We start from the raw sequence: 23,711 nt of genomic DNA, 5'->3' as shown, positions 1-23,711 counted from the left end.
GCTCTAATTCGGCGACGTCGAATTTATGGGCGGAAATGCGCTGAACTGCACGGCGAGGGATTCGGAGGCTCGGGCCAGCACCGCGACGTCCGCGCCGACCAGGACGAAGGACGCGCCAGCCGTCAGGTACTCCTCGGCGACTACCGGGTCGAAGGCGTTGACCCCCACGGGCTTGCCAGCGGCGATCACCTTCGCGAAGGTGCTGCGGACGGCGGCGGTCACCTCCGGATGGGTTTGCTGACCGATCAGACCCATCGACGCGGCCAGGTCGGAGGGGCCGACGAACACGCCGTCGATCCCCTCCACTGCGGCGATCTCGGCGGCGGCGGCCACGGCGTCCGCGGACTCGATCTGCACCAACACCGAGACGTGGGAGGCGCCGTCAGTGAGGTAGCCCTCGATGCGGTTCCACCGTGCGGAGCGGGCCAGTGCCGAGCCGACGCCCCGACGGCCGCGGGGCGGGTAGTGGGCGGCCGCGACGACGTGTTCGGCCTCCGCCGCCGAGGAGATCATCGGCACCAGGATGGTTCGCGCCCCTAAATCAAGGACCTGCTTGATGACGACGGGGTCGGCGGACGGAACGCGCACCACCGGGCTGACCGGGTAGGCCGCGACCGCCTGCAGCTGGGAGAGCACCGACTCCAAGCCGTTGGGGGCGTGTTCCATGTCGATGAGCAGCCAGTCGAGTCCTCCTCCCGCGCAGATCTCGGCGACCACCGGGCTGCCGCTGCAAACCCACATGCCGGCCAGGGGCCGCGTCCGCGACGCGAGAACGTCACGCAGGGTGGGGGTTATTGGAATCGGCATGAGATGGTTCCCATCGGTCCGTAGTCGCACAAGACGGTGTCGCCGCGTGACACCCACATCGGGCGGGTGAACGAGCCCGCCAGGATCAGCTCTCCGGCTTCGAGCCGGCTGCCGTGCTGATGGAGCTTGTTGGCCAGCCACGCCACAGCGGTGGCGGGGTGGTTGAGGACCGCGGCGGCGACACCGCTCTCCTCGATGGTCTGGTTGCGGTAGAGCAGCGCGGAGATCCAGCGCAGGTCGACCGTGTCAAGGCGGGTGGGGTTTCCCCCGACCACAGTCGCGCCGTAGGCGGCGTTGTCGGCGATGGTGTCGACGATCGTGCGGCCCTGAAGCTCGATGTGGGAGTTGAGAATCTCCAGAGCGGGCACGACGTACCGCGTGGCGTCGAGCACGTCGAAGAGCGTGCAGTGCGGACCCCGGAGCGGTGAATCCAAGAGGAACGCCAGCTCGACCTCGACCCGCACGTTGGAGAAGTCGTCGAACGGGAGAACCGCTCCGTTCTCCCAGACCGTGTCTCCGAAGATCACGCCGTAGTCCGGTTCGGTGATGCCGGTGGCCGACTGCATCGCCTTGGACGTCAGCCCGATTTTCCGCCCGGTCAGACGGCGGCCGGCCGCGAGTTCCTTCTCGCGCCAGGCACTCTGGATGGCGTAGGAGTCCTCAACCGTGGCCTCCGGGTATCGAGCGGTGATCCGGGGCACCGTGCCGCGTCGATGGTGTGCTTCCGACAGTTCGGCAGCCAGGTCGGCGATGAGTTGTGGGGCAAGCATTCAGGCTCCCTCGGGGACTGGCAGTTCGCACGACCCGGTCTCGGGATGACGCACGGCCAGGTCTGCGGTCACCGAACCGGCGCGGTGACGGCGCACGGCGCGCTCGATCGTGTCGGCAGCCGCCCCGCTCTCCATCAGGTCGATGAGCGCGGCATGTTCGTCGACCACCGCGGCGGCCCGCCCGGCGACGAGGCCGGTGATCGAGTCGGGCAGGTTGCCGAGCCGTATCCACTCGGCCCCGAGGAGCTCCAGCAGACGCGGGTTGGGACAGCGTGCGTAGAGCGTGCGGTGCAACTCCTGGTTGACCGCACGAAAGACCCGCGGGTCCAGGTCGGGCAGTCCCCGCCGGACCACGTCGTTGAGTTCGCGTGCGCGGGCGATGTCCTCGGCGGTGAGAAACGGCGCGGCCAGCGCGGTCGCGGCCCCCTCCAACATGCTGATCGTCTGCATGGCGAAGCGGTACTGGGCGCCGTCGACGAGTGCCACGCGAGCGCCGACGTGCCGCTCGAAGGTCACCAGCCTTTCGGCGGTCAGCGCGCGCACGGCTTCGCGCACCGGTACGACGCTCATGGACAACTCGGCGGCCAGCGCGCTCAGGACCAGCCGGTAGCCGGGGCCGAAGGCTCCCGTCGCGATGCGTTCGCGGATCCAGCGGTACGCGATCTGCGACTTGCTCGCGTCGGCCGCCGGGCTCACTGGCTCGCCCGCGAGGCCTCGTACCGGGCGCGCCAGTCCGCGTTCAGCGGGAACAGGCCGTCGAGAGCGTGTCCGGACTTCACTTGCTCGGCGATCCAGGCGTCCTCGTCCTCCTGGGCGAGCGCAGCGTCGGCCACCTCCTCGGCCAGCCCGGGCGGGATCACGACGACACCGTCGCTGTCGGCGACGATCACATCACCGGGCTGCACGGTCGCACCACCGCAGGAGATGGTCAGGTCGTGGTCCCACGGGACGTGCCGCCGGCCGAGTACCGCGGGATGGTTCCCGGCGGTATGAACCGGGAGACCTACCGCGGCGACCGCTTCGGCATCCCGCACCCCACCGTCGGTCACGATGCCGGCCGCACCCCGCGCATGCGCGCGCAATGCCAGGACGTCACCCAAGGTCGCCGCGCCGGTTTCGCCCCGTGCCTCGATGACCACGACCTCGCCCGGCTCCACCGCGTCGAAGAGACGCTTTTGTGCGTTGTAGCCGCCGCCGTGACTGGCGAACAGGTCCTCCCGGAACGGTACGTAGCGCAGGGTCCGGGCCGAACCGACGATCTTGGCGCTGCCGGGCAGGGGATGCAGTCCATCGATCGTGACGTGGTTCAACCCGCGTTTGCGCAGTTGCGCGGAGAGCCCGGCCGCAGGCGCGCGCAGCAGCTTGTCCCGCAGCGCCGCGGACAGCGGAGAGGTCACCGGGTACTCCCCTCGGTAGGATTCGCTTCATGCCCACCAAGGCCGAGCAGTCGTTCCAGATCCTGAAAGAGCGGATCATGGACGGCACGTACGGACCCGGGCATCGGTTGGTCATCGATCAGCTCGTCCGCGAGCACGCGATCAGTTCGGTGCCGTGGCGGGAGTCCCTTCGGCGGCTCGAGGCCGAGGGTTGGGTGGAGATGGTCCCCAACGTCGGGGCGGTCGTCCGCTCCTTCGACACCGATGCCTGGCAGCAGGGGCTCAGCTTGCTGGCCCGGATCGGTGGGTACGCGACCGCCCTGTCCGCTCCCCACCTGTCGAAGGCCGATCTCGACGGCGCGCGCGCGTTGAACCGGCAGATGGCGGAATCGCTGGCGGCCTTCGACCCCGGTCGGTTCGGTCACCTCAACCGGGAGTTCCACGAGTTGCTGGCCTCGCGCGCCGGGGACGAACGCCTCGTCTCGATGGTCAACAGCGAGTGGGCGCGCCTGGAAGTGATTCGCAAGTCCGCGTTCTGGTATGCGCCCGGCCGCGCGGAAGCCTCCCTGGCCGAGCACGAGCACCTGCTCGAGCTCATTGAGTCCGGCGCCGACTCCGAAGCGATCGAGACCGCGGCCAGGCAGCACGAGCTCCGTACCGTGGAGGCGGTGACCCGATACGACGTCGAGGTGTCCCGGCGCAACGGCGCTGTACGTCACGCCTGATCAACCCCCCACGCGGCGATCAGCGCACGACCGTAGTCGTTGCCGTTGGGGTGCCGCAGCGTGGTGTGCACATGGAAGCGGGCCGGCAGCCGGTTGGTCAGCCAGACTCCGGCATGGTGATCCAGCTCGGCGAGGATCACCGGGCTGTGGACACGGAGGTAGAACGGCTGCGAGCCGTCGGTGGCGCCATACCAGGAGAAGTACGTCTCGTCGAGGTGCGCGTCGTACTCGGCGAGCGTCGCGGCACGCTGCGGTTCGACCAGCAGCACGAGGAAATCGGCCACGATGCCGCGCAGCCAACCCTGCTGCTGCGCGTCCAGCGCCGAGGCACGGATGCCCTCGTAGGGGATGACGCGGTTGTCCCGGAAGGCGCCGGCGACGTGCCGCTCGTCGGCGGGATGGAGCCGGCCCTCGGGCATCGCCGGGTCCAGGACGGAGTCGTACACCACCGCGTCGTCCCGTTGCCCGGGAGACAGTGAGCCGGCCAGTCTGAGTGCGATCTGCTCGCGGTCAGCGAACAGCGGCGGGTACTCCTCGGTGACGGCCGGCTCCGCGCCGAGGAACACCGGCGCGATCACGTGACGGCCACCGACCGAGACGAAGTTGACGGCCACGTGATGGCCGAACAGCTGCCAGCCCCAGGGTTCGAGTGGGTCCGGCGTGCCGAACACCGAGAACCAGTAGCTGCGGTCGTTCATCACCGTCGGCAGATCGACGAGCTTGCCGAGGAAGCCGTTGAGCGCCATGGCCTCGGTGACCCGCTCGTAGCCCTCGGGGCTCAGCGAGGCACGCACCAGTTCGAGGACGGCGTCGACTTTCTCGGTCTCGAGGTCCTCCAGACGTAGCCCCACGCGGTGGACCACGAACTCCGGGTTGCTCCAGGCGCGCCACTCCGCCGCGTCGAGCGGATACCTGACCGACTGCCGTTCGGCGTCGGTCAGGCCGGCCAGCATCCGCTCGGCCGCCCGGTGCTGAGCGGAGTCGGCCTCCGGAGACTCCGGCAGGCCGTACAGGCCTGGCCGCACCACCCCGTCGGAAGTGATGCCGGCGAACGGCTCGTCGTACAGCGAGCGCCAATACACCAGCAGATCCTGGAGGAACGGCGCCTGATAGCGGTCCTGCGTGAACTCGTCGTAGCTCATGCCGCGCACGTCGGCGAGCTTGGGATCGTCGTGGTCGAGCAGGTAATGGGTGTAGCCGTCGGTCGGCAGCTCGACCACTCCTTCCCGACCGGCCACGCGGGCGGTCGAGAAGAAGCCGTCGATGTCCTGGTCCGGGTGTCGACTCATAGGTCAGATCGGCAATGAGAAGAGGCGCTTGGCGTTGCCGAAGAGCACCTGCTCCCGCTCTTCGTCGCTCATCTCGATCGTCTTCTGCAGGAATTCCACGCCCTGGCTCATCCAGCCGTAGAAGACGGGGAAGGACGATCCGAACATGTAGTGGTCGGCACCATTGACCTTGATCGCGCACTCGACCTGGTCCTTGCCCCACGAATGCGGGTGGGTCAGGTCGAAGAAGATGTTGTTCTCCAGGTAGCTCTTGATCTTTTCGCCGCCAGTCGGGTCCAGGCGGGTGATCGCTTCCTTCTTGTTCGACGCGTGCGGCGTCATCAGCGCGGTGTTGGCGAACCAGTTGCCGCCGAGCATGGTGTGGATGAAGCGCAGGCCCGGCATCCGGTCGAACATGCCGCTGAACAGCTCGCGGCCGACCGCGGTGGCCTGGTCGGTGATGCGGCCGAACTCGCGGCGGAGGTTGGTGTAGTCGATGACGGTCTTCCACTCCACCGGCAGCGGCGTGTGGTGGACGATGACGGGGATGTCCAGCCGCTCGATGGTCTTTAGGTAGGGCTCGAACACCGCGTCGTCCAGGTAGAGCTGGCCGTAGTGGCAGGCCAGCTGCACCCCGACGACGCCCAGCTCGTTGACGCACCGCTCGAGCTCGTAGACGTTCTCCTTGCCGCCCCACGGGGGCACGCACGCGGTGGCGAACAGCCGACCGTGGGAACGTTTGACGATCTCCGCGGCGTTGTCGTTGACCTCTTTGCACGTCTCTAGCGGCAACCACTCCTGCCACACCGGGACCCGCATGATGCCGTAGTCGACGCCGGCCTCGTCCATCGCGGCGAGCTTCGCCTCGGCGCTGTAGTCGCCGTCGACGTAGTTGAGGTTCTGGTACCCGGCGGGCTTCTCGAGGATCAGCTGCTGCCGGCCGTCCTCCAGCTGCGCGACCCGGGCGATCTCGCCGAAACCACGCGGGGCGCTGTCCAGGAAGCCGTTGAGCATCTTCGGGTTGGAGAACAGGTCTTCCGGCAGGTGGTGGATGTTGATGTCGACAACGGCCATGGGAGGGATCCACTCTCGTCGTGGGTTGGGCTGGTCCGGCATCGAAGTGAGCGCGGGAGCTGTCGCCGGTAACTTATCGTTACCATGTCGGCCGAATGTGCTCTGACCAGCGATCATGTAGATCGTGTACGAAATCTAATACGGAATCTAGTGTGAAGACGGCTCCCGCACAAGCAAATTCGTGTTTGAAATCGTACATGATTTCGTTTACGGTTCCCGCCATGAGTGACTTGTCGACCCGCGACGTCGAGTACCGGCATGACGGCACCCGCATGCTCGGCTACCTGTGCTCACCGGAGACCGGCAGCGAGCTGGCCGCCGTCCTGCTGGTTCCCGACGCATACGGGGTGACCACGCACGTCACCGATCTTGCCGCCCGGCTCGCCCTCCGCGGACATCCGGTCTTCGTCGCCGACGTCTGGGGCGACCGGCTTCTCCCCAGGGACGCGGCTGAATTCGGTCCGCTGATCGGCGAAATGGCCGCCGAGCGCGACCGCTGGCTCGGCCGGATCCGCGCCGCGCACACCGCGCTGCTGGAGCAGCCGGAAACCAGCGGACGTGGCGTCGTCGTGCTCGGTTACTGCTTCGGCGGATCGTCCGCGCTGGAGCTGGTGCGCACCGGCACCCAGGTCGCCGGCGTGATCAGCGTCCACGGCGGCTTGGACATCATCGAGTTCGACTGGTCGCAGGCCGCGTCCGCCCCGGTTCTGGTGATCGGCGGGGATGCCGACCCCATGGGCACCGCCGAGATGCGCTCGCGGCTGGCCGCTGCGATGACCACTGCCGGCGTCGACTGGCAGCTGCACGTGTACAGCGACACGGTCCACGCCTTCACCAGCCCGATGGTCAAAGACTCCCCCCGGCCCGACGTCGTGGCTTACAGCGCGCGGAGCACCGCACGGGCGTGGGCAGCGACGCTGAGCTTCCTCCGCGAGTTCGGCAATCCCCTCCCGAGCGCCTGACTTCCCGCACCCCGAACCGAGGACGTTCTCCATGCCTGACAGCTCATTCGACATCGCGATCATCGGCGCCGGCCCGGCCGGGCTGGCTGCCGCCCTCCGCCTGCACCAGCGAGGCTTCAGGCCCCGGATCTACGAGGCCGTGCCCGAGCTCAAGCCGCTCGGCGTCGGCATCGACGTCAAGGTCTACGGCACCAAGGAACTTGAGGATCTCGGGCTCCTGGAGGAGTTCCGGGCGATCTCGGTCGACGCGAAGGACTCGATCTTCTACAACAAGTACGGCCAGGAGATCTATGCCGAACTCTGCGGCGTACACATGGGTTACCTCCACGAGCAGCGGTTCGTCCACCGCGGTTACCTGCAGATGCTGCTCTACCGCACCGTTCTCGAGCGCCTCGGTCAGGACTCGATCGTCCACGGTGTCCGCTGCGTCGGCTACACCAACCACGACGACAAGGTCACCCTCGATCTGGTCGACCACGACGGTCAGCGCACGCAGGTCACCGCGGACCTGGCCATCGCGGCTGACGGCATCAAGTCCGCCCTCCGCCAGCAGATGCACCCCCATCACTCCGAGCCGGTGTACTCGGGCATCACGATGTGGCGGGGCACGACCTTGATGGAGCCGTTCGGCAGCGGCGGCACGATCCTGCACATCGGCGCACCGCAGAGCTCGAGCATGATCGTCTACCCGATCGCGAACGACTTCGAGGGCACCGGCAAAGTGCTGGTCAACTGGGTCGTCGAGGCCATGAGGGACGAGTCGGTCGAGGACTGGAATCAGCGGGGCACCGTCGACGAGGTCATGCACTACTACGACGAGTGCGACATCGTCCACCTGGACGTGCAGAAGCTGATGCGGGACGCCCGCGAGGTCTACCTGTTTCCCCTCATCCGCCACGAGCCGCTCGACACCTGGACCGACGGGCGGATGATCCTCATCGGAGACGCCGCGCACGCCATGTACCCCCGGGGCGGCAACGGCGCGTGCCAGGCGATCGTCGACGGCGGCGTCCTGGCCGAGAAATTGGCCACCACCGACGACGTCTCGGCCGCTCTCCAGGCCTTCGAGAATCAGCGCCTCAAGGCGGTCAACGGCATCGTGATGGCGCACCGGGGCGAAGGCTACGAGGTGATCCGACGAATGGTCGAGGACCGCACCGGTGGTAAGCGCTTCACCGACATTGAGCAGGTCCTTCCGCTGGCCGAGGCGGACGCGATCTTCAGCAAGTACCACGCGCTGGTGGGTCAGCCGCGCCCCGGGTTCGAGGCCGGCGACACCACCGGCTTCCGCACCGAGCACGCGTACCGCTAGATGGACCTCGGTCTGGCCGGTCGCACCGCGTTCCTCGCTGCCTCGTCCCAAGGGCTGGGCTACGCGTGCGCCCGGTCGCTGGCCCGTGAAGGGGTGGCGGTGATCCTCAACGGCCGAGACGAGACCAAACTCGCGGACGCCCTCGCCTCGCTACGTGCCGAACTGCCCGGGGCCGGCGTCCGCGGGGTGACCGCGGACCTCACCACGGCCGACGGACGCGCGGCGATCACCAGCGCGGTGCCCGACGTGGACATCCTGGTTACCAACAACGCCGGTCCGCGGCCCGGCGGCCTCGATGACTGGGACGAGCACGCGCTGATCGAAGCGGCACGGGCCCACTTGGTCCCGGCGGTGGAGCTCATGCGCGCCTACATCCCCGGGATGCGGGCGCGAAGCTTCGGCCGCATCGTCAACATCACCTCGGCGATGGTGAAAAGCCCGGCGTACGAGATGGGCCTGTCGGCCTCCGCCCGCTCGGCCCTCACCGCCATCAGCAAGTCCATCAGCAAGGACGTCGCTCGCGACAACGTCACGGTGAACAATTTGCTGCCCGAACGCATCGACACGCCTCGCCAGGAGTTCATGGCACAGCGGCTTATGACGTCGGCCGGAATCGACCGCACGGAGGCCCGATCCCGGATCGCCTCGACAATCACCGCCGGCCGTCTCGGCCGGCCCGAGGAGTTCGGCGACGCGTGCGCATTCCTCTGCGCCGCACAAGCCGGATACCTCTCCGGTCAGAACCTCCAGCTGGACGGCGGAACCTACGAAGGACTGATATGACCGACCCTCTCGTGTACGCCGATCCCGCTACGCGGGCGGAACTCCTCGCGGTGGAAGAACGCCGTCGCGCGGCGCTGCTGAGCATCGATCTGAGTGCTCTGGACGATCTCTACGACGAGTCGCTCGTCCACACCCACGCACCCGGTCTGACCCACAGCAAGGCGCAGCTGCTGGAGCACGTCGCGACGCGGCAGGCCTATCTCGACATCGCCCGGGGAGAGCTGACCCTCCGGCTGATCGGTGACGCGGCGATCATGACCGGACGCCTGACCAACCGGCTAAGCAGCCCCGACGGCTCCGCACGCGTCGTCAGCGGCCAGGCCATCCAGGTCTTGCGACGCTGCGAGGACGGCGCCTGGCGCTTCGTCAGCTTCCAGATGACGCCCGACGGTGAGCACGTGTGGCCGGCCACGGCCGCGGAACGGGCGAGCATCGCCGACACGGAAATCACTCAGAAGGGCGTACCGGCATGAAGATCGCACGCTTCGCGCTCGACTCGGGCCCGATCCGGCTCGGCCGGGTCGACGGCGACCAGGTCATCGACGTCTCCGCTGAGGTCGGCGGTTCCCTCCGCGCGATACTCCCCGACCTGTCGCTGCTCAAAGAGCAGATTCTCGCTGCGGACGGTCAGCGGTACCCGCTGGCCGAGGTCGAGCTCCTGGCCCCGATCGACGATCCGCAGAAGTATCTGGGTATCGGTATGAATTACGCGCAGCACGCCGAGGAAGCCCGCCAGGCGGGGATCACGATTCCCACCAGCCAGATGTGGTTCAACAAGCAGGTCTCCTGCATCGTCGGCCCGCACGACGACGTCGTGAAGCCGGATCTCTCCGACGAGCTGGACTACGAGATCGAGCTCGGCGTCGTCATAGGCCGCCGCTGCAAGCACGTCTCCGTCTCCGACGCCCGGTCCGTGATCGCGGGCTACGTGGTCGCCAATGATGTGTCGGTACGTGACTGGCTGCAGAAGCGCTCCCCCACTTTCACGCTCGGGAAGTCCTTCGACACCCACGGCCCGATCGGCCCGTGGCTCACGACTGACGACGAGATCGCCGATCCGCTCGACCTGCACATGACCTTGACCGTCAACGGCCAGGTCCGGCAGGACTGGTCGACCAACGACATGATCTACGACATCTATGAGCAGATCGCCTACCTGTCACAGGTCTTCACACTCATGCCCGGGGACATTCTCGCCACCGGAACACCGTCGGGCATCGGCGCGCCGACCAAAAACTTCTTGAAGGTCGGCGACGTCGTCCGCGCCGAGATCACCGGGCTGGGCGCCCTGGAGAACCACATCGTCGCGGAGGCCTGAGCAGTGCCGGAACGGGTCAGCATCGAGATGCCCGGGTTCAAGCACAACAACCCGATTCCCGTCGCCAGCAGAATCGGCCCGTTCCTGGCCTCCGGCGCCCTTACCGGCCGAGACCCCCGGACCAGGCAGATGCCCCCAGGTCTGGACCAGCAGTGCGCCAACGTCTTCGGCCACGTCCGCACATTGCTGGAGGTCGCCGGAGGCACCCCGGACGACATCCTCAAGATGACCTTCTACCTCGCCGATCCTCGTGATCGAGCCGCACTCAACCGTGAATGGCTGGCGATGTTCCCCGACCCCGCCTGCCGCCCGGCCCGTCAAGCGCTCGCCGCACAGCTGGACGGCGACGCGCTGATGCACTGCGAGCTGCTCGCTGTTCTCCGCGACGCGCCCTGACCGAAGAAGGAACCATGCCCGAGCTCCCGACCATGAACTTCGAAGCACCGTGGGCGATCAAGCGGATGCTCTTCTCGACCTGGGCGCTGCTGGATTCCCTGACTCCCGAGCTGCGCGCCCAGATACACATCCCGGACATGAGTGACCCACGGCGGGTCGACTGGGACTTCATCCCGAAGCCCGACCGCACCGGCGTTCCGCTCACCAAGCTCGACAACCACCAGAAGACGCTGGCGCACACGTTGCTGAAGGCGGGCCTCAGCCTGCGCGGCTACAGCCAAGTCCTCGCGGTGATGGCCACCGAGAACATCCTTCGCGAACTCGAGGTCATCGACCGCGAGTTCGGCGTGATCGCCGGAGAATTTCGCAGCCCGGACGCCTACTGGTTCACTGTCTTCGGCCGGCCGGGTTTCGAGGACACCTGGGGCTGGCGCGTCATCGGCCACCATCTGTCGCTCAACTTCACCATCGTCGCCCAGCGCTACCTGACCGTCACCCCGCTCGCGATGGGCGCGCTGCCGATCCCGGCCGGCGTCCTCGACCCGCTCGGGGCGCCCGCCCGCATGGCTTTCGACGTCCTGAACTCCCTCTCGCCGGATCTGCGCGAGCGCGCCGTCATCCACGACGTGGCACCCGCGGACTTCGTCACCCGCCAGGTTCCCCAGGTCGGTGCCGAGGAGTGGCCCGACCACGTCGACCTCGGCATCGTCGGCTACACCATCACCGACCACGACCGGTCCAAGCTCCGCTTCGTCAAGAGCGCGCCCTCGGGCGTGAGCGGTAGTGACCTGAGCGCAAGCGAGGTGGCCGCGGTCCGGCAGTTGATGTTGTATTACGTCGAGACGGGCCCGGAAGAGATCAGCACTCAGTACCGCGACCAGATCCTCCGCGAGGACCCCCGGAAGCTCCATTTCGCGTGGGCCGGCGGCACGCGTCCCGACACGGCGCACTACTACCGCGTTTCCACTCAGCATCTGCTGGTCGAGGCCGACAACGCGGTCGCCGCCGGCCAGCACAAGCACACGGTCTGGCGAGACTTGAACAACGACCTCGGCCACGATCTGCTGACCGACCACTACACCAGGCACGGGCACCACGGCGAGCACCTGGAGCGACGGCTGGTCTCCACCCGCGCCACCGACGCCGATGCATTGCAGACGCAGGCCTGGCACCCGCCGCAGGTCTACGTCAAACCATGAGCCAGCGGCTCGGGCACCGGCATCGGATGGTCGTTGAACCACTGCGTGACGAAGTCGAGTAGTGCTTCGACCTTCTTCGGCACCCGCTGGCTCGGCCCGTGGACCGCGCACAGGGAGCGCTCCTGAACATGGGCACCGGAGAACAGCGCCTCCAGATCCCCAGTTTTCATGCTGTCGCCGGCCGGCCGGAGAGGCAGCAACGCGACGCCGCGGCCGCGTTCGGTGGCCTTCATCAGCGCCAGGTAGGAGTTCGTCGTGAACGTACGGCGCAAAATCTTGCGCACCTGCTGGTGGCCGTCGAGTTCCAGGCGCCACGAGGACTCATGTTCATGAGCAAGGCAATCGTGCTCCGCGAGCGCCGCGACTTCCTCCGGTCGACCGCGCTCGTCCAGGTACGACGGCGAGGCACACAAGACGAACGGCAATGTACCGATCCGGCGCAGGCGCATCTGCGAGTCACGAAGCGGACGGGTATGGAACGAGACGTCGTAGCCCTCATCCAGAAACGCGTACGACCGGTCCTGCACGCCGCCGAGCTCGAGGCGCAACTCGATCTCGGGATAACGGACCGAGAACGCGGCGATCGCGTCACCTAACTCCAGAGCACCCAGCCACTTCGGACAGACCACCGACAGCGAACCGGTGATGCTCGTGGTCAGACCGGCCAGGCTGCGCTCCTCCTCCTCGATCTCGTGGATGATGCGCTGGGCGAACCCGCTGTACTGCAACCCGTACTCGGTCAAGGTCACCGATCGGGCCGTCCGATTGACCAGCCGGACTCCCAGATGTTTCTCCAGGCTGGCCACATGACGCGATACCGACGAGGCGGAAGTCCGCATGTGGTCGGCGGCACTCGCGAAACTCTCGGTCTCCGCCACCGCGACGAGGCTACGCATGACGAGCAGTTGATCCATCCTCGCCAACCTTCCCGAGAACCGATTCGCGCTGACCGACATCACAGCGCGTGCTACTAGATCGCACTAATGATGCAGACTAGAGTCACTAGATCGTCCAAGTAGTATTCTCACTTCCGGCCTGCTGGCCAGCGTGCTTGGCGCTGTCGTGGGCGGGCGGGGACCACCTCGTGAGGGAGGCCCGATGGACGGTCGGCGCGTGACGATGCGTGATGTCGCCGCGGCCAGCGGGGTGTCTCAGGCCACCGTGGGCTTCGTCATCAACGACACCCCGACTCAAACGATCTCGCCGGCCACCCGCGAGCGAGTTCTCCGAGCAGCAAAAGAGCTCGGCTACGTGCCGCACGCCATCGCCAGGGCCATGCGCGAAGGATCCTCACGAATCGTCGTCCTCAACGTCGACGCTCGTCTGGAGGGCAATTACTCGCGCTCCTACATCAGTGGCCTCGACGACGAGCTCGCCCTGCACGAGCACATTCTGGTGGTCAAACACGGTCATCCCACGGACGAGTCGACCGCTCATCTGACCCACATGGTGTCGCCTCGGGCGATCATCGACTTCGCCGCTAACTATTCCTCGGGGAACGAACTCGCGGACGGCGGTTGGACCGACGGCCTCGCCGCACACACCGCGATCCAGATGGGGCATCTCGCCGACTGCGGGCATCGGCGCCTGGCGATGGCACTGCCCGAGCATCAGACCGCTTTCGCCCGTGCCCGTGAGGAGTTCGCCCGTCAGGCGGTCGAGCGTCTCGGGCTTCCGCCGCTGGTATCGGTCGCCATGCCTGAGCCGGACGCCGGCGGCGTCGAGACGTTGCGCGCCTTTTTGCGTGACGAGCCCGTGACGGCGATCGCGGGGTTCACCGACGAGGTGGCTCTGCGAGTGCTCAAATCGGCCGCGGCTCTCGGCGTGCGGGTTCCCGGTGACCTAGCGGTCATCGGGTACGACGCCACCGCCTACGCCGCGCTCTCCTCGCCCGGTCTGACCACGGTGCACATCGATGCGGAGGCCCACGGCCGCCGGGCGGCCCGCCGGGTACTCGGCCTTACCGAGAGCGGTTTGATCGCTGCGCCGGCACACGTCGTGGTCCGCGAGTCCGTGTGACGAGGCCTAGCCGGCTCGATCCGCGATCGGCTGAACCGCCAGCCGCCTGCCGACGGCGGCGACGGTGTGGAACGACCCGGTGACGACGACCGGAACGTCGTCGCCGGCGAGCGAGACCGCCCGGGTGAGTGCTGCCGAGGGGTCCCGCCATGCCTCAACCGCGGGAAGGCCGAGGCGCGCTGCGGTCGCGGCGACGTACTCGGCCGATACCGCCTTCGCCCCGGCTTCGTCACCGAACTCCGTCGCGATCACGAGCGAGGCTGCGGGCCGCACCAGGCGCAGGATCTCGTCCAGGTCTTTGTCCGGCTTCACGCCGATCACCCAGATCGATGCGCTACCCGGAAACTCCTGCTCCACCGCGTCGATGAGCGCGGTGAGCTTCATCGGGTTGTGCACGCCGTCGAGGATCACCGGGTGCCCCGCATATCGCCGACGCTCGAAGCGGCCGGGCAACTGGGCCGCGGCCAATCCCCGGGCGGCGACCTCCGGGTCGAACTTCCACCCGTCGCGGCGCGCGAGCTCTGCGGCGGCCTTCAGCGCGAGCCCGGCATTGACCTGCTGATGCCGGCCGGGAAGCCCCAGGCGAAGCGCTCCGGAGGCCCCCTCCAGCTCGGCCGGCTCATACTGATCCAACCGGCAGCGCCGTCGTACCGCTTCCGCGCGCACGACCGTGTCGGCTTCCCGCCCTGACGAGACGGCCACCGCTACTCCGCCGAGCGGCAGGATGCCCGCCTTCTGCGCGGCGATCGCCTCAAGAGATTCGCCCAGTACCTCGATGTGGTCGAGCCCGATCGAGGTCAGCACGGCCAGCTTGTCCGCTCGCCCGACGACGTTGGTCGCGTCGTGCAGACCGCCCAGCCCTGTTTCGATCACCGCGTAGTCGACGCCCTCCCGGGCAAAGAGCTCGTAAGCCGTCGCCGTCAGGACTTCGAACATGCTGGCCGGGCCGTCCGGGCCGCCTCGGCGTTCACGTTCGATTCGGCGCACGTCGGCCAGGTACCTGCTGAGCCGCGCGGCGTCGACAATCCTGCCGCGCAGGGCGAACCGTTCCAGGACCGTATGGGTATGCGGCGAGAGATAGCGGCCGACCAGGTGACCATGTGCTTCCAACACGGCGGTCAGGAAAGTGCAGACCGAACCCTTGCCGGCCGTCCCGGCCACATGGACGACCCGAAGGGTGTCCTGCGGGTCGCCCAGGTCCGCGAGCAGCCGCGCCGCACGCCGACACCGTGCCTGGTCATCACCGTCGCCTGCATCGGCGGGAGCTCAGCGAACAGGTAGCGCTGGATTCCGGCAAGATCCGGCGTCACGTCCGGCCGTGCCACGCGGCCGCGACCGTCACGGCATCCCGGCTGGAGCGGACGTCATGCACCCGCACGCACGCGGCACCCGCATCGGCGGCCAGCGCGGTGACCGCGGCGGTGAGCCGGTCCCGCTCGTGCGCCTCGGGCAGTACTCCCTCGGAGGCAGCGGCCGCCCGGCCGAGGAACGACTTGCGCGACGCGCCGACGAGGACGGGCCGCCCGAGATCGATGATCCGGTGCAACCCACGGAGCAACGCCCAGTTGTGCGCAGCGTCCTTGGCGAATCCCAGGCCCGGATCCAGGACGATCCGGGCCTGGTCGACGCCGGCGTCCACCAGGGCATCCATCCGCCTGCTCAGCGCGGCCCGAACGTCTTCGACCACGTCTGCATAGACGGCGTGGTCCTGCATGTGCCTGCTCGGCGCCCGCCAGTGCATCGCGACATAGGTGACGCCCGCCTCCGCGGCCGCGCGGGGCATCCGCGGGTCGGCAAGTCCTCCGCTGACATCGTTGATCACCGTCGCGCCGACCCCGACCGCTGCGGCGGCGACGCCGGCGCGCGTGGTGTCGATGCTGACCCGCACGCCCGACTCCACGAGGGCTCGCACCACCGGGAGCACCCGGGCCAGTTCCTCGCGCTCGGAGACCCGGTCCGCTCCCGGCCGGGTCGATTCGCCGCCCACGTCGACGATGTCCGCACCGCTGCGCGACATCGCCAGACCGTGCTCGACGGCCGAGTCCACCGCCAGATACTTGTGCCCGTCGGAGAACGAGTCCGGGGTAACGTTCAGGACGCCCATGACCAGGCACCGGGTGTCCGCGACGGCCAATGACGGGAACACGGAGTTCCGGACCGGGACCGTCGTTACTTGATCCATCGTCCGCCGTTCGGCTGGGCCCACTGGGCCGCCCTCAGCGTGTTCACCATCAGCATCGCGATCGTCATCGGGCCCACCCCACCGGGCACCGGAGTGAGGGCCTTGACCCAGCCCTCGAGCTCGTCCGCCCGTACATCGCCGGTCAGACCATTGGGAGTTCGGTGGATACCGACATCGATGACCGTCGCGCCTTCCTTGACATGTTCGCGACCGATGAGCCCCTGAACGCCGGTGGCCACGACGAGGATGTCCGCCTCGCGGGTGGCGGCAATCAGGTCCCGTGTCCCCTTGTGCGCGACCGTGACCGTCGCGTCGCGGTTGAGCAGCATCTGCCCCATGGGTCGGCCGACCAGGTCGGAACGTCCCACCACGGCAGCCTTCGCGCCCTCGATGGTGATCCCGGCCGAATCCAGCAGCTCGATCACGCCCGCGGGTGTGCAGGGCCGGAGCCCCTCCTGATCGCGGGCCAGCAGGCCGGCGCTGTTCGTGGTCAGGCCATCGACGTCCTTCTCCGGGGGAATCCGGCTGATGAGCGGACCGGCCTCCAGGCCCGCCGGAAGCGGCAGCTGCAGCAGGATGCCGGCCACCTCCGGGTCGGCGGTCAGCCGGTCGATCACCTCGGCGAGCTCGGCCTGGCTCACGGTGGCCGGTAAGGAGACGTGGAAGTCACGCATACCGGCCGCGCGCACGGCCTTGCGCTTAGAAGCCACGTACACCGCACTCGCCGGATCGTCGCCGACCAGGATCGTCGCCAGGCCCGGCGCCTGCTCCGCATCGGGCCACAGCTTCGTCGCCTCGGCAGCGACCTCGGCGCGTACCCGGGCGGCGACGGCCCGCCCGTCGATCTTGGTGGTCATTGAGTTCCTCCCGGCAAATTCCGACTACTAGATCGTCCTAGTGAATGTAGGTCGGTGCGTGAAGGAGCGGCAAGTGCTGGCCCTTCACGCATCGTGCATGCAATGACTGCGCGAAGCGCGTCAGTCCTGGCGATAGCCGGCGCGCGCGAACTCGTTGTACGGACAGGGCTGCACCGTCGCGCGGATCCGCGAAAGCCCCAGGTCGGCGTCGGGGGCGACGTCGCCGCCGGGGTGGTCACCCCAGACGACCGTGACTTCGATGCCGGGTTTCGACACCTCTTCCGAGACCAGGGCCAGGCTGAGCATCGTCCCGTAGGGGCTGCTGAAGGCCGTGTACTCCGTGCTGCCGACCATTCCGCTGTCGGTCTCCACGCGCTGCTTGGCGAGCGTATTGACGATGCCGTGGTCGGCACCCAGCGCGGCGGTCACGTCGTCGGCGTTCATCACCAGCGTCACCTTGTGCCGGCGCTCGGCGTCCTTCAGCGCACGAAGCGCGTCGCGGCCGACGAAGTCGTGGCTGAGGCTGATCGACCGTCCGTAGTCCAGCTCGTACGGAGTCACGTAGTAGTCAGCGATGTTCGGCGAGTAGAAGCTGCCGTGCAGCGGCTGCATGCCGTCCGGCGTGTGGAGGGGCAGCCACTCGCGGTAGGCGGTCTGCGACGGAGTGTCATCATAGATCGCCGGAATCGGCGCCGGCACCCAGCCACCCTCGGCCTGGGCCGTCGGGTACGCCAGCGAGCCGACCAGCTCCAGGCCGAACTGCTCGCCGACCTTCTGCAGCGCCTCCTTGACCGGGGCGTGGTCGGCGTACTCGCCGATGAACTCGTAGCCCGGCTGGCCGGCCATGCCGTGACGCAGCGCCCGGAAGGTCTTGCCCGCGAGCGTGACGTTGGTGGTGTGGAAGAACTTCGTCTCCGGCAGCGGTCCTTCGAATGCCGCCTCGATCAGCTGCTGCGCGAACGGCCCCTGGATCTGGTAGCGGAAGAACGGCGGGACGTGCCGCGGATCGCGCGAGCAGTCCGGGTCACTACTCAGCTCGACGTCGTACTTGCCCTGCTGTGCGAGGTAGGTGATCCAGTTCTGGTTGGTGGGTCGGCCGGTGATGACGTAGTCCTGCTCGCCGCGCCGCAGCAGGATCGCGTCGCCGACCAAATAGCCGTTCTCGTTGACGACGATGAACTGCTTCGCCTGGTCCACGGCGAACTTCTCGTAGTTGTTGGCGCTGAGCTCACTGAGCATCCGGGTGGCGTCCGGGCCCGAAACGAAGGTATCCCACATGTGGTACGACAGGTCCATGAGCGCGACGCTGTCCTGCCAGGCGGCCTGCTCCTTCTGCCAGCCGGAGTACTCCGGCGCGACCACAGGCGGGGTCCAGGCCCGCGGCTTGTCCGTCCACCGGAGTGCCACGGCGGAGCCCGCCTTGGTGATGCCGTCCTGAAGGCTGGGTGAAGCCATCGCGCATTCCCTCCATTGGGGCTCGCCGAGCGAGCCACGATGATGACAGATGCATGTCAACATAGAAGGCGTCTGATAACAAGGCCTGGAGGCCAGTTCGTGAGCGATGCCGTGACGTCCTGGGACGACGAGTTCACCCATGTCCTCTGGCGTGCACAGAACGCCGTGCACCGCACGGTTCAAGAAGCGTTGGACGACCTCGGCGTGACCGCGACCCAGCTGGGGCTCGCGGTCCACCTCGACCAGCTGGGTCCCCTGTCCGCAGCGGACCTCTCCCGGGGATTCCACATCGCTCCCCAGAGCGTCGGCACCGCACTGAACCGCCTCGAGAAACTCGGCTGGGTCAGTCGAGACACGCACCCGGTGCATGGACGTGTAGTGCTTTACGAACTGACCGATACCGGTCTGGCGGGTGTCGCACGCGGCCGGGAGGCGATGGCATCGACCAACTCGACCGTCACCTCCGGCTTGACCGACCAGGAGGTGGCGACGCTGACCGGACTGCTACGCCGGGTCACTACGGGCATCGACGGACCCGAGGTCCCCGTGGTCTCGGCCTGGCCGATCCGCCCGTAGCTCCTCGGCGCGCAGAGATCAGCGCACGGGCACGATGCCCCGGTCACGCCCGACGGTCACGCGGCCGGTGTAGCCCCGCTGCGCCCAGCGCCGCCACTTGGCCTCGTTCAGGCGCGGCTCGGCCATGTCCCCGATGTGGCTGAGAACCAAGTGTTCGGCCCCCGCGCTCTGGGCGACGGCACCCACCTTCTGCACCTCGACGTGGCCCTGGAGCAAATGGTCCTTGATCGCCGCCGGTCCCGCCCAGCCTTGTACGTTGATGGCCTCGTGAACCAGGACATTGGAGCCGTGCGCAAGCCGGACGAGGTTCGCGTGCGCGGTCGTGTCACCGGAGAAGGTCACCGCCCCGTAATCCGTCTCAAAGCGGTACGCGAAGGCTGGGAACACCGGCCCGTGCGGCACCAGCACCGCGGTGACACGCACTCGGTCGTCCTCCATCACGGTGAACGGTGCCATCGCCGGAGCCGTGTCCTGGTAACTCGCACCGGCCGGCGGCGCGAGCTCGTGCACCGCGGCGAGGCTCCGGGTCTCCCGAATGCCCGAGTCGCGCATGAAGACATTGGTGCTGTAGGCGAACGCCGCGCTCGCGTGCTCGAAGAAGCCGGCTAGCCCCGGCGTCGGATCGCCCGGGTTGGTCGTCGGCCGCTGCCCGCCACCGAACGGAGGGGCAAGTCCTCCGGCGGCCCCGGGTCCGTACACCGGTATCGGCCCGGTCAGAGTGTCACCTTGGCCGGGCGCCTGGAATCCCCCGAGCAGGAAGATCTGAAAGAGTTCCGCGACGTGATCGGCATGCAAATGGGTCACGAATACCGCTCGCAAGTCGGCCCAGGCGAGGCCGACAGCAACATACTGCGAGACGGCCATCCGCCCCGCGTCGACCAGGTACGTTGCGCCGTCGACGGTCAGGGCGGTCGCGATGCCGGCGCGGTCCGGATTCGGCGGCGGACCCCCTTGAGTCCCGAGGAGCACCACCGCGGCACCACGCTTCGGAGCGGCAGCGAGGACCGGTTCCGATTGCGCCGCAGCCGGCACGCCCGGAAGCAGGGCGCCGACTGCTCCGATTCCACCGGCAGCCAGAAGGCTGCGCCGAGTCACGTTGTCGCTCGGACGCTGCTCGGGACCGGCCTGACGAGGCGACGACGCTTCGCAGCAGGTCGTGACCGCGACGTGCGGCGTCACGGCGCTAAAACCTCTGCCGAGGGGGCCCAGTGCTCGGCAAGCCAACTGTCGACAGCGCACACCGGCTCAGCCGTCTCGCCGTAAGCGACTTCGGCCAACCCCATGCGGATCAGACCCTCGACAAGTAGCCGCCCAGCAGTAGTGACAGCCTGCGCCGCCGTCCACGAATGATGCGTTCGTTGAATCATTGCGCTGCCTCCGTTGTCTTCATCTCATCAGCACCGGTCGTCGTGTCATCCGCCTCGCGGAGCACGTCCTGCAGCCGGGTCGCTTTGACGCGTGTCTCGGCCAGCTCGAAGTCGGCCTCGGAATGGACGGTGATGCCTCCGCCGGTCCCCAGCGCCCAGTTCCCGGATCCGTCGGTGGTCAGCGACCGGATGATGACCCCGAGGTCGGCCTCGCCGGACGCGGCGATCCGACCGAAGGCGCCGGCGTAGGCGCCCCGTGGGCTGTCCTCGATCCGGTCGATGATTTCCATCGTTCGCCGCTTCGGGGCACCGGTCATCGATCCCGGCGGGAACAGAGCCCGGATCGCCTCGACCGTCGTCAGCTCCTCGCGGAGCCGTCCCCGGACGGTCGACACGAGCTGGTGCACCGAGGCGTAACTCTCGACCTCCATCAGCCCCGGAGTGGACACGGTGCCCGGCTCACTGACAATGCCGAGGTCGTTGCGCAGGAGGTCGACGATCATCAGGTTCTCGGCCCGGAACCGGGGATCGTGTGCCAGGCGCGAGCGCAGCCATTCGTCGTCCTCGTCGGTGGCACCACGTGCGGTGGTGCCCTTGATCGGCCGGCTCTCGGCCCATCGGTCGGCGTCGACCGTCACGAAGCGTTCGGGGCTGGAGCTCAGCAGCCACGCGTGGGCCCCGGGCACGTCGTGCTGAAGGAATCCGGCGTAGGGCGCGGGATTGCGCCGGCGTAGCTCCAGATACGCAGCGACCGGCGAGACCGCACGCTGCAGCGTGACACGGTAGGTCAGGTTGGTCTCGTAGGTGTTCCCGGCATGCAGCTCGTCCTGGACCAGGGTGAACGCCTCGCGATACGAACGCTCGCGGCCGGGGTCTAGGGGATGGGGCAGCACAGCGCTGGGACCGGGCGCCTCGGTGAGGGGGTGCGTGACCACCCGGAGGTGGGAGGGGCACATCCATACCGCGTCCGGCAGATCCTCACTGGGCCGCGCCGGAAGATCCGGCCGCGCGGCGTAGCCGAAGTACCCGAACCATTGCGCATCCGAGGGCCCGGTGGCGATCTCGTGCTGGAGCGCCTCGAAGACATCGGTCCCGATGTCTTCGGTTCGGCTGGCCTGGTGCCGGCGTACGACCCCGGCCCGAGCGGAATAGCTAATCGAGACGTCGCCGGGTTCCAGCCAGCCGAGGTAGGACCGTCGGCCCGACCAGTCTCGGCCAGCGGCGCCGTCCAGCCAGAAACACCGGCCGCACGACGCGGCGATCTCGCTGAAGGACTTACCGGCCACGACTACTCCACTCCCAGGAAGTTGGCCATCAATAGCCTGCCGTGCTCGGACAACGCCGACTCCGGATGGAACTGCACACCTTCCAGCGGCCGGGTCCGATGCCGCACCCCCATCACCGTGCCGTCTTCACTACGCGCCGTGACTGCCAGGCTGGAGGGCACCTCGACCGCCGCGAACGAGTGGTAGCGCACGCCTTGAAATCCGGTCGGCACGCCGCGGAAGACGCCCCGGCCGTCGTGTTCGATGGACGCGACTTCCCCGTGGGCCGGCCTGATGCGATCGACCCGCCCGCCATAAGCGACGACCAGGCCCTGGAGACCGAGGCATACCCCGAGAACGGGAACCCGGCTCTCACGCAGGATCTCGAGCCCGACGCGGAAGTCAGCAGGGTCGTCCGGCCGCCCGGGACCGGGCGAGAGCACGATGTGCGAACGCGACCGCGTGTCTGCCACCGCGATCTCGTCGTGCTGGGCCACCTCCGGCAGCCGACCTGTCACATCCGCGATGAGATGCACCAGATTCCAGGTGTAGGAGTCGTAGTGATCGATTACCAGAACATCCACAATTCCACACCCCCGGCAATATTTGGTGTTCACGGGACCGTAACTGCGTCAATGCTCACGCGGGCGCTGCGAACGACATGAATTACAGACGCTGTGAATGCGAAATCTGCACGCTCCCGCGGGCAAGCCGAAGACCGATACCGACCGCGAAGGCAACAATTGGGGCGGCCCACAACGTCCAGCCGTACGCGTCACCGTGCGGTACCTCGCGGGGTAATCGGTACAGGCCGTAGAAGAATACGAATCCGATCGTCACCATGGAGAACCCGGCGGCGACGACCTTCCCCTCCCAGCCGAAGAAGCCCGCCTCGCTGTCGTCGGCCCGCAGAAACCAGACGATCGTCGACAGCGATGTCAGCATCAGCAGGCCGGCGACGCCGAGCCCGGAGGTCAGCACGAGGTAGACGACCACGTTGCTGGAGCCGGCGGCGACGGCCGTCAGCGCCAAGGCGCCCGCGACCGCGGAGGCCGCCAGGCTGGTCCACGATCTCGCCGGCAACTGCCGTGCGGACGCGTGCGCCTGCGTGGTGCAGCTCGTCAGGCACCCCAGCACCAGCGCGGACGCGAACAGGTCGACGACGAGCGCGGCATGGTCGCTTCCGACGAGACGCAGGAGCACGCTGAGGGCGAACGGGGCGCCCTGTCCAGCGGTCTGGGAATCGAGCTGCCCCTTGGCCGCGACGACGATCTGCTCCCCGCCGACCGCGACGCTGATCGCCCAGGCGCTGACCACCAGCGCCACCGTGGTGAGCACGTACGACAACACGGTCGCGCGAGGAATCGATCGCCGCGGGTCCTCGACGTCATCCGCGTAGCTCGCGCCGGTCTCCGAGCCGACGAACGAGCTCATCGCGAAAGCGATCGCGACCCCGAGCGAGCCGCTGAGCAGCCATGCCGGGTCGAGCGCCGCAAACGAGACGTCGCCGTCCGCGGGGTGCCCCACCGCCATGACGTCGAACCAGAGCACCAGCGCGGTCTGGACGACACCGACAGCCAGTAATACCCGGACCAGGGTCCGGAGCAGCAGGCGAGTGAGCCCGGCCGCGACGCAGCCTCCGAGGAAGACGCAGAGCACAACCGGAACCTGGACACCGAACAGGCTTGCGATCAAGCGCCGGGCGCTTCCGCCCAGAATGACGAGCAACGAGGTGGACAACGCCGTATAAGAGAGGACTGCCACCGCGGACGACCCGGCGCCCGCGAGCGGACCCAACCCCCGCGCGATGAACGCCGACATACCGCCACGGTCCGACACCCGGCGCGCCATGCCGTTGTAGCCGATCGAGAAGACCAGCAGGATCAGGCCGGCGCCCGCCATGACGAGGGGCGTCGCCACCACACCGCCGAACTGGTACGCCGTCGGAATGGCGCCCCAGATCAGATTGAGCGGAGGATGAGCCATCAAAAGCAGAATGG

24 protein-coding genes and 1 pseudogene are annotated in these 23,711 nt (G+C 67.9%); 10 read left to right on the top strand and 15 right to left on the bottom strand.

Annotated elements, in window-relative coordinates:
• Positions 1-3: 3 nt before the first annotated feature.
• From ACGFY5_RS43780 to ACGFY5_RS43765, 4 genes and pseudogenes are all read right to left on the bottom strand, one after another.
• Positions 4-807: an aldolase/citrate lyase family protein gene (locus ACGFY5_RS43780; RefSeq protein WP_392730852.1), complete on the bottom strand. Its 804-nt coding sequence runs from the start codon at positions 805-807 to the stop codon at positions 4-6.
• Positions 792-1,577 carry a 2-oxo-hepta-3-ene-1,7-dioate hydratase gene (locus ACGFY5_RS43775; RefSeq protein WP_392730850.1) on the bottom strand — a complete coding sequence of 262 codons (786 nt, stop codon included), beginning with the start codon at positions 1,575-1,577 and terminating at the stop codon, positions 792-794. The genes ACGFY5_RS43780 and ACGFY5_RS43775 overlap by 16 nt, the downstream gene beginning before the upstream one ends.
• Positions 1,578-2,273 carry a GntR family transcriptional regulator gene (locus tag ACGFY5_RS43770; RefSeq protein WP_392730849.1) on the bottom strand — a complete coding sequence of 232 codons (696 nt, stop codon included), beginning with the start codon at positions 2,271-2,273 and terminating at the stop codon, positions 1,578-1,580.
• Positions 2,270-2,965: pseudogene (locus ACGFY5_RS43765) on the bottom strand (hypothetical protein); the annotation flags it as partial. The gene ACGFY5_RS43770 and the pseudogene ACGFY5_RS43765, both read right to left, overlap by 4 nt.
• Before the next feature lie 38 nt (positions 2,966-3,003).
• Between ACGFY5_RS43765 and ACGFY5_RS43760 the strand changes: the two are divergent.
• A complete protein-coding gene (locus ACGFY5_RS43760) occupies positions 3,004-3,678 on the top strand; it encodes a GntR family transcriptional regulator (protein ID WP_392730848.1) in 675 nt (224 codons plus the stop codon).
• On the opposite strand, the gene ACGFY5_RS43755 is transcribed toward ACGFY5_RS43760, so the two are convergent.
• A complete protein-coding gene (locus ACGFY5_RS43755) occupies positions 3,669-4,967 on the bottom strand; it encodes a DUF3500 domain-containing protein (RefSeq protein ID WP_392730846.1) in 1,299 nt (432 codons plus the stop codon). The genes ACGFY5_RS43760 and ACGFY5_RS43755 overlap by 10 nt on opposite strands.
• Before the next feature lie 3 nt (positions 4,968-4,970).
• The gene (locus tag ACGFY5_RS43750; RefSeq protein ID WP_392730845.1) at positions 4,971-6,020 is read right to left on the bottom strand and encodes an amidohydrolase family protein; all 1,050 of its coding nucleotides are present in this window, start codon (positions 6,018-6,020) and stop codon (positions 4,971-4,973) included.
• Between the two features lie 221 nt (positions 6,021-6,241).
• On the opposite strand from ACGFY5_RS43750, the gene ACGFY5_RS43745 reads away from it, so the two are divergent.
• Genes ACGFY5_RS43745 through ACGFY5_RS43715 form a run of 7 tightly spaced genes read left to right on the top strand, consistent with a single transcriptional unit; the run spans position 6,242 to position 11,990 of the window.
• Positions 6,242-6,982, top strand: a complete 741-nt coding sequence (locus ACGFY5_RS43745) for a dienelactone hydrolase family protein (protein WP_392730843.1) — start codon at positions 6,242-6,244, stop codon at positions 6,980-6,982.
• A 31-nt stretch (positions 6,983-7,013) separates the two neighbouring features.
• The gene (locus ACGFY5_RS43740) at positions 7,014-8,294 is read left to right on the top strand and encodes an FAD-dependent monooxygenase (protein ID WP_392730841.1); all 1,281 of its coding nucleotides are present in this window, start codon (positions 7,014-7,016) and stop codon (positions 8,292-8,294) included.
• Positions 8,295-9,077, top strand: coding sequence for an SDR family oxidoreductase (locus tag ACGFY5_RS43735; RefSeq protein ID WP_392730840.1), 783 nt, complete (start codon positions 8,295-8,297; stop codon positions 9,075-9,077). It begins immediately after the preceding gene.
• Positions 9,074-9,550: a nuclear transport factor 2 family protein gene (locus ACGFY5_RS43730; protein ID WP_392730839.1), complete on the top strand. Its 477-nt coding sequence runs from the start codon at positions 9,074-9,076 to the stop codon at positions 9,548-9,550. Before ACGFY5_RS43735 ends, ACGFY5_RS43730 begins: the two co-directional genes overlap by 4 nt.
• On the top strand, positions 9,547-10,395 hold the full coding sequence (locus ACGFY5_RS43725; RefSeq protein WP_392730837.1) for a fumarylacetoacetate hydrolase family protein: 849 nt from the start codon (positions 9,547-9,549) through the stop codon (positions 10,393-10,395). The genes ACGFY5_RS43730 and ACGFY5_RS43725 overlap by 4 nt, the downstream gene beginning before the upstream one ends.
• A 3-nt stretch (positions 10,396-10,398) precedes the next feature.
• The gene (locus tag ACGFY5_RS43720; protein ID WP_392730836.1) at positions 10,399-10,791 is read left to right on the top strand and encodes a RidA family protein; all 393 of its coding nucleotides are present in this window, start codon (positions 10,399-10,401) and stop codon (positions 10,789-10,791) included.
• 14 nt (positions 10,792-10,805) lie between these two features.
• Entirely contained in the window at positions 10,806-11,990 is a 1,185-nt protein-coding gene (locus ACGFY5_RS43715; protein WP_392730835.1) for a DUF3500 domain-containing protein, read from the top strand.
• Here the strand turns inward: ACGFY5_RS43715 and ACGFY5_RS43710 are convergent.
• Positions 11,975-12,886, bottom strand: a complete 912-nt coding sequence (locus ACGFY5_RS43710) for a LysR family transcriptional regulator (RefSeq protein WP_392730879.1) — start codon at positions 12,884-12,886, stop codon at positions 11,975-11,977. The two genes, ACGFY5_RS43715 and ACGFY5_RS43710, sit on opposite strands and share 16 nt — an antisense overlap.
• 223 nt (positions 12,887-13,109) lie before the next feature.
• Here ACGFY5_RS43710 and ACGFY5_RS43705 point away from each other — a divergent pair, with 223 nt between their 5' ends.
• Positions 13,110-14,009 carry a LacI family DNA-binding transcriptional regulator gene (locus tag ACGFY5_RS43705; RefSeq protein WP_392730877.1) on the top strand — a complete coding sequence of 300 codons (900 nt, stop codon included), beginning with the start codon at positions 13,110-13,112 and terminating at the stop codon, positions 14,007-14,009.
• A 6-nt stretch (positions 14,010-14,015) separates the two neighbouring features.
• On the opposite strand, the gene ACGFY5_RS43700 is transcribed toward ACGFY5_RS43705, so the two are convergent.
• The 4 genes from ACGFY5_RS43700 to ACGFY5_RS43685 all read right to left on the bottom strand — a co-directional run bounded on the left by ACGFY5_RS43700 (position 14,016) and on the right by ACGFY5_RS43685 (position 18,503).
• Positions 14,016-15,218: a bifunctional folylpolyglutamate synthase/dihydrofolate synthase gene (locus ACGFY5_RS43700; protein WP_392730875.1), complete on the bottom strand. Its 1,203-nt coding sequence runs from the start codon at positions 15,216-15,218 to the stop codon at positions 14,016-14,018.
• A gap of 97 nt (positions 15,219-15,315) precedes the next feature.
• Positions 15,316-16,113 carry a dihydropteroate synthase gene (folP, locus tag ACGFY5_RS43695; protein WP_392730873.1) on the bottom strand — a complete coding sequence of 266 codons (798 nt, stop codon included), beginning with the start codon at positions 16,111-16,113 and terminating at the stop codon, positions 15,316-15,318.
• 65 nt (positions 16,114-16,178) lie between these two features.
• Entirely contained in the window at positions 16,179-17,048 is an 870-nt protein-coding gene (gene folD / locus ACGFY5_RS43690) for a bifunctional methylenetetrahydrofolate dehydrogenase/methenyltetrahydrofolate cyclohydrolase FolD (protein WP_392730833.1), read from the bottom strand.
• Between the two features lie 120 nt (positions 17,049-17,168).
• A complete protein-coding gene (locus ACGFY5_RS43685; RefSeq protein ID WP_392730832.1) occupies positions 17,169-18,503 on the bottom strand; it encodes an aminomethyl transferase family protein in 1,335 nt (444 codons plus the stop codon).
• Between the two features lie 99 nt (positions 18,504-18,602).
• On the opposite strand from ACGFY5_RS43685, the gene ACGFY5_RS43680 reads away from it, so the two are divergent.
• Positions 18,603-19,079: a MarR family winged helix-turn-helix transcriptional regulator gene (locus ACGFY5_RS43680; RefSeq protein ID WP_392730830.1), complete on the top strand. Its 477-nt coding sequence runs from the start codon at positions 18,603-18,605 to the stop codon at positions 19,077-19,079.
• 18 nt (positions 19,080-19,097) lie between these two features.
• On the opposite strand, the gene ACGFY5_RS43675 is transcribed toward ACGFY5_RS43680, so the two are convergent.
• The 4 genes from ACGFY5_RS43675 to ACGFY5_RS43660 form a co-directional block, all read right to left on the bottom strand.
• Positions 19,098-20,258, bottom strand: coding sequence for an MBL fold metallo-hydrolase (locus ACGFY5_RS43675; protein ID WP_392730829.1), 1,161 nt, complete (start codon positions 20,256-20,258; stop codon positions 19,098-19,100).
• Positions 20,259-20,442: 184 nt separating this feature from the next.
• Positions 20,443-21,732: an anthranilate synthase component I family protein gene (locus ACGFY5_RS43670; protein WP_392730827.1), complete on the bottom strand. Its 1,290-nt coding sequence runs from the start codon at positions 21,730-21,732 to the stop codon at positions 20,443-20,445.
• A gap of 2 nt (positions 21,733-21,734) precedes the next feature.
• Positions 21,735-22,328: an anthranilate synthase component II gene (locus ACGFY5_RS43665; RefSeq protein ID WP_392730825.1), complete on the bottom strand. Its 594-nt coding sequence runs from the start codon at positions 22,326-22,328 to the stop codon at positions 21,735-21,737.
• 49 nt (positions 22,329-22,377) lie between these two features.
• Complete coding sequence (locus ACGFY5_RS43660; protein ID WP_392730823.1) at positions 22,378-23,697, bottom strand: hypothetical protein; 1,320 nt, start codon at positions 23,695-23,697, stop codon at positions 22,378-22,380.
• Positions 23,698-23,711 lie beyond the last annotated feature (14 nt).

The organism is Cryptosporangium sp. NPDC048952 (assembly GCF_043197895.1).
Classification (GTDB): domain Bacteria; phylum Actinomycetota; class Actinomycetes; order Mycobacteriales; family Cryptosporangiaceae; genus Cryptosporangium.
This window is presented reverse-complemented; position numbering and strand designations above follow the sequence as displayed.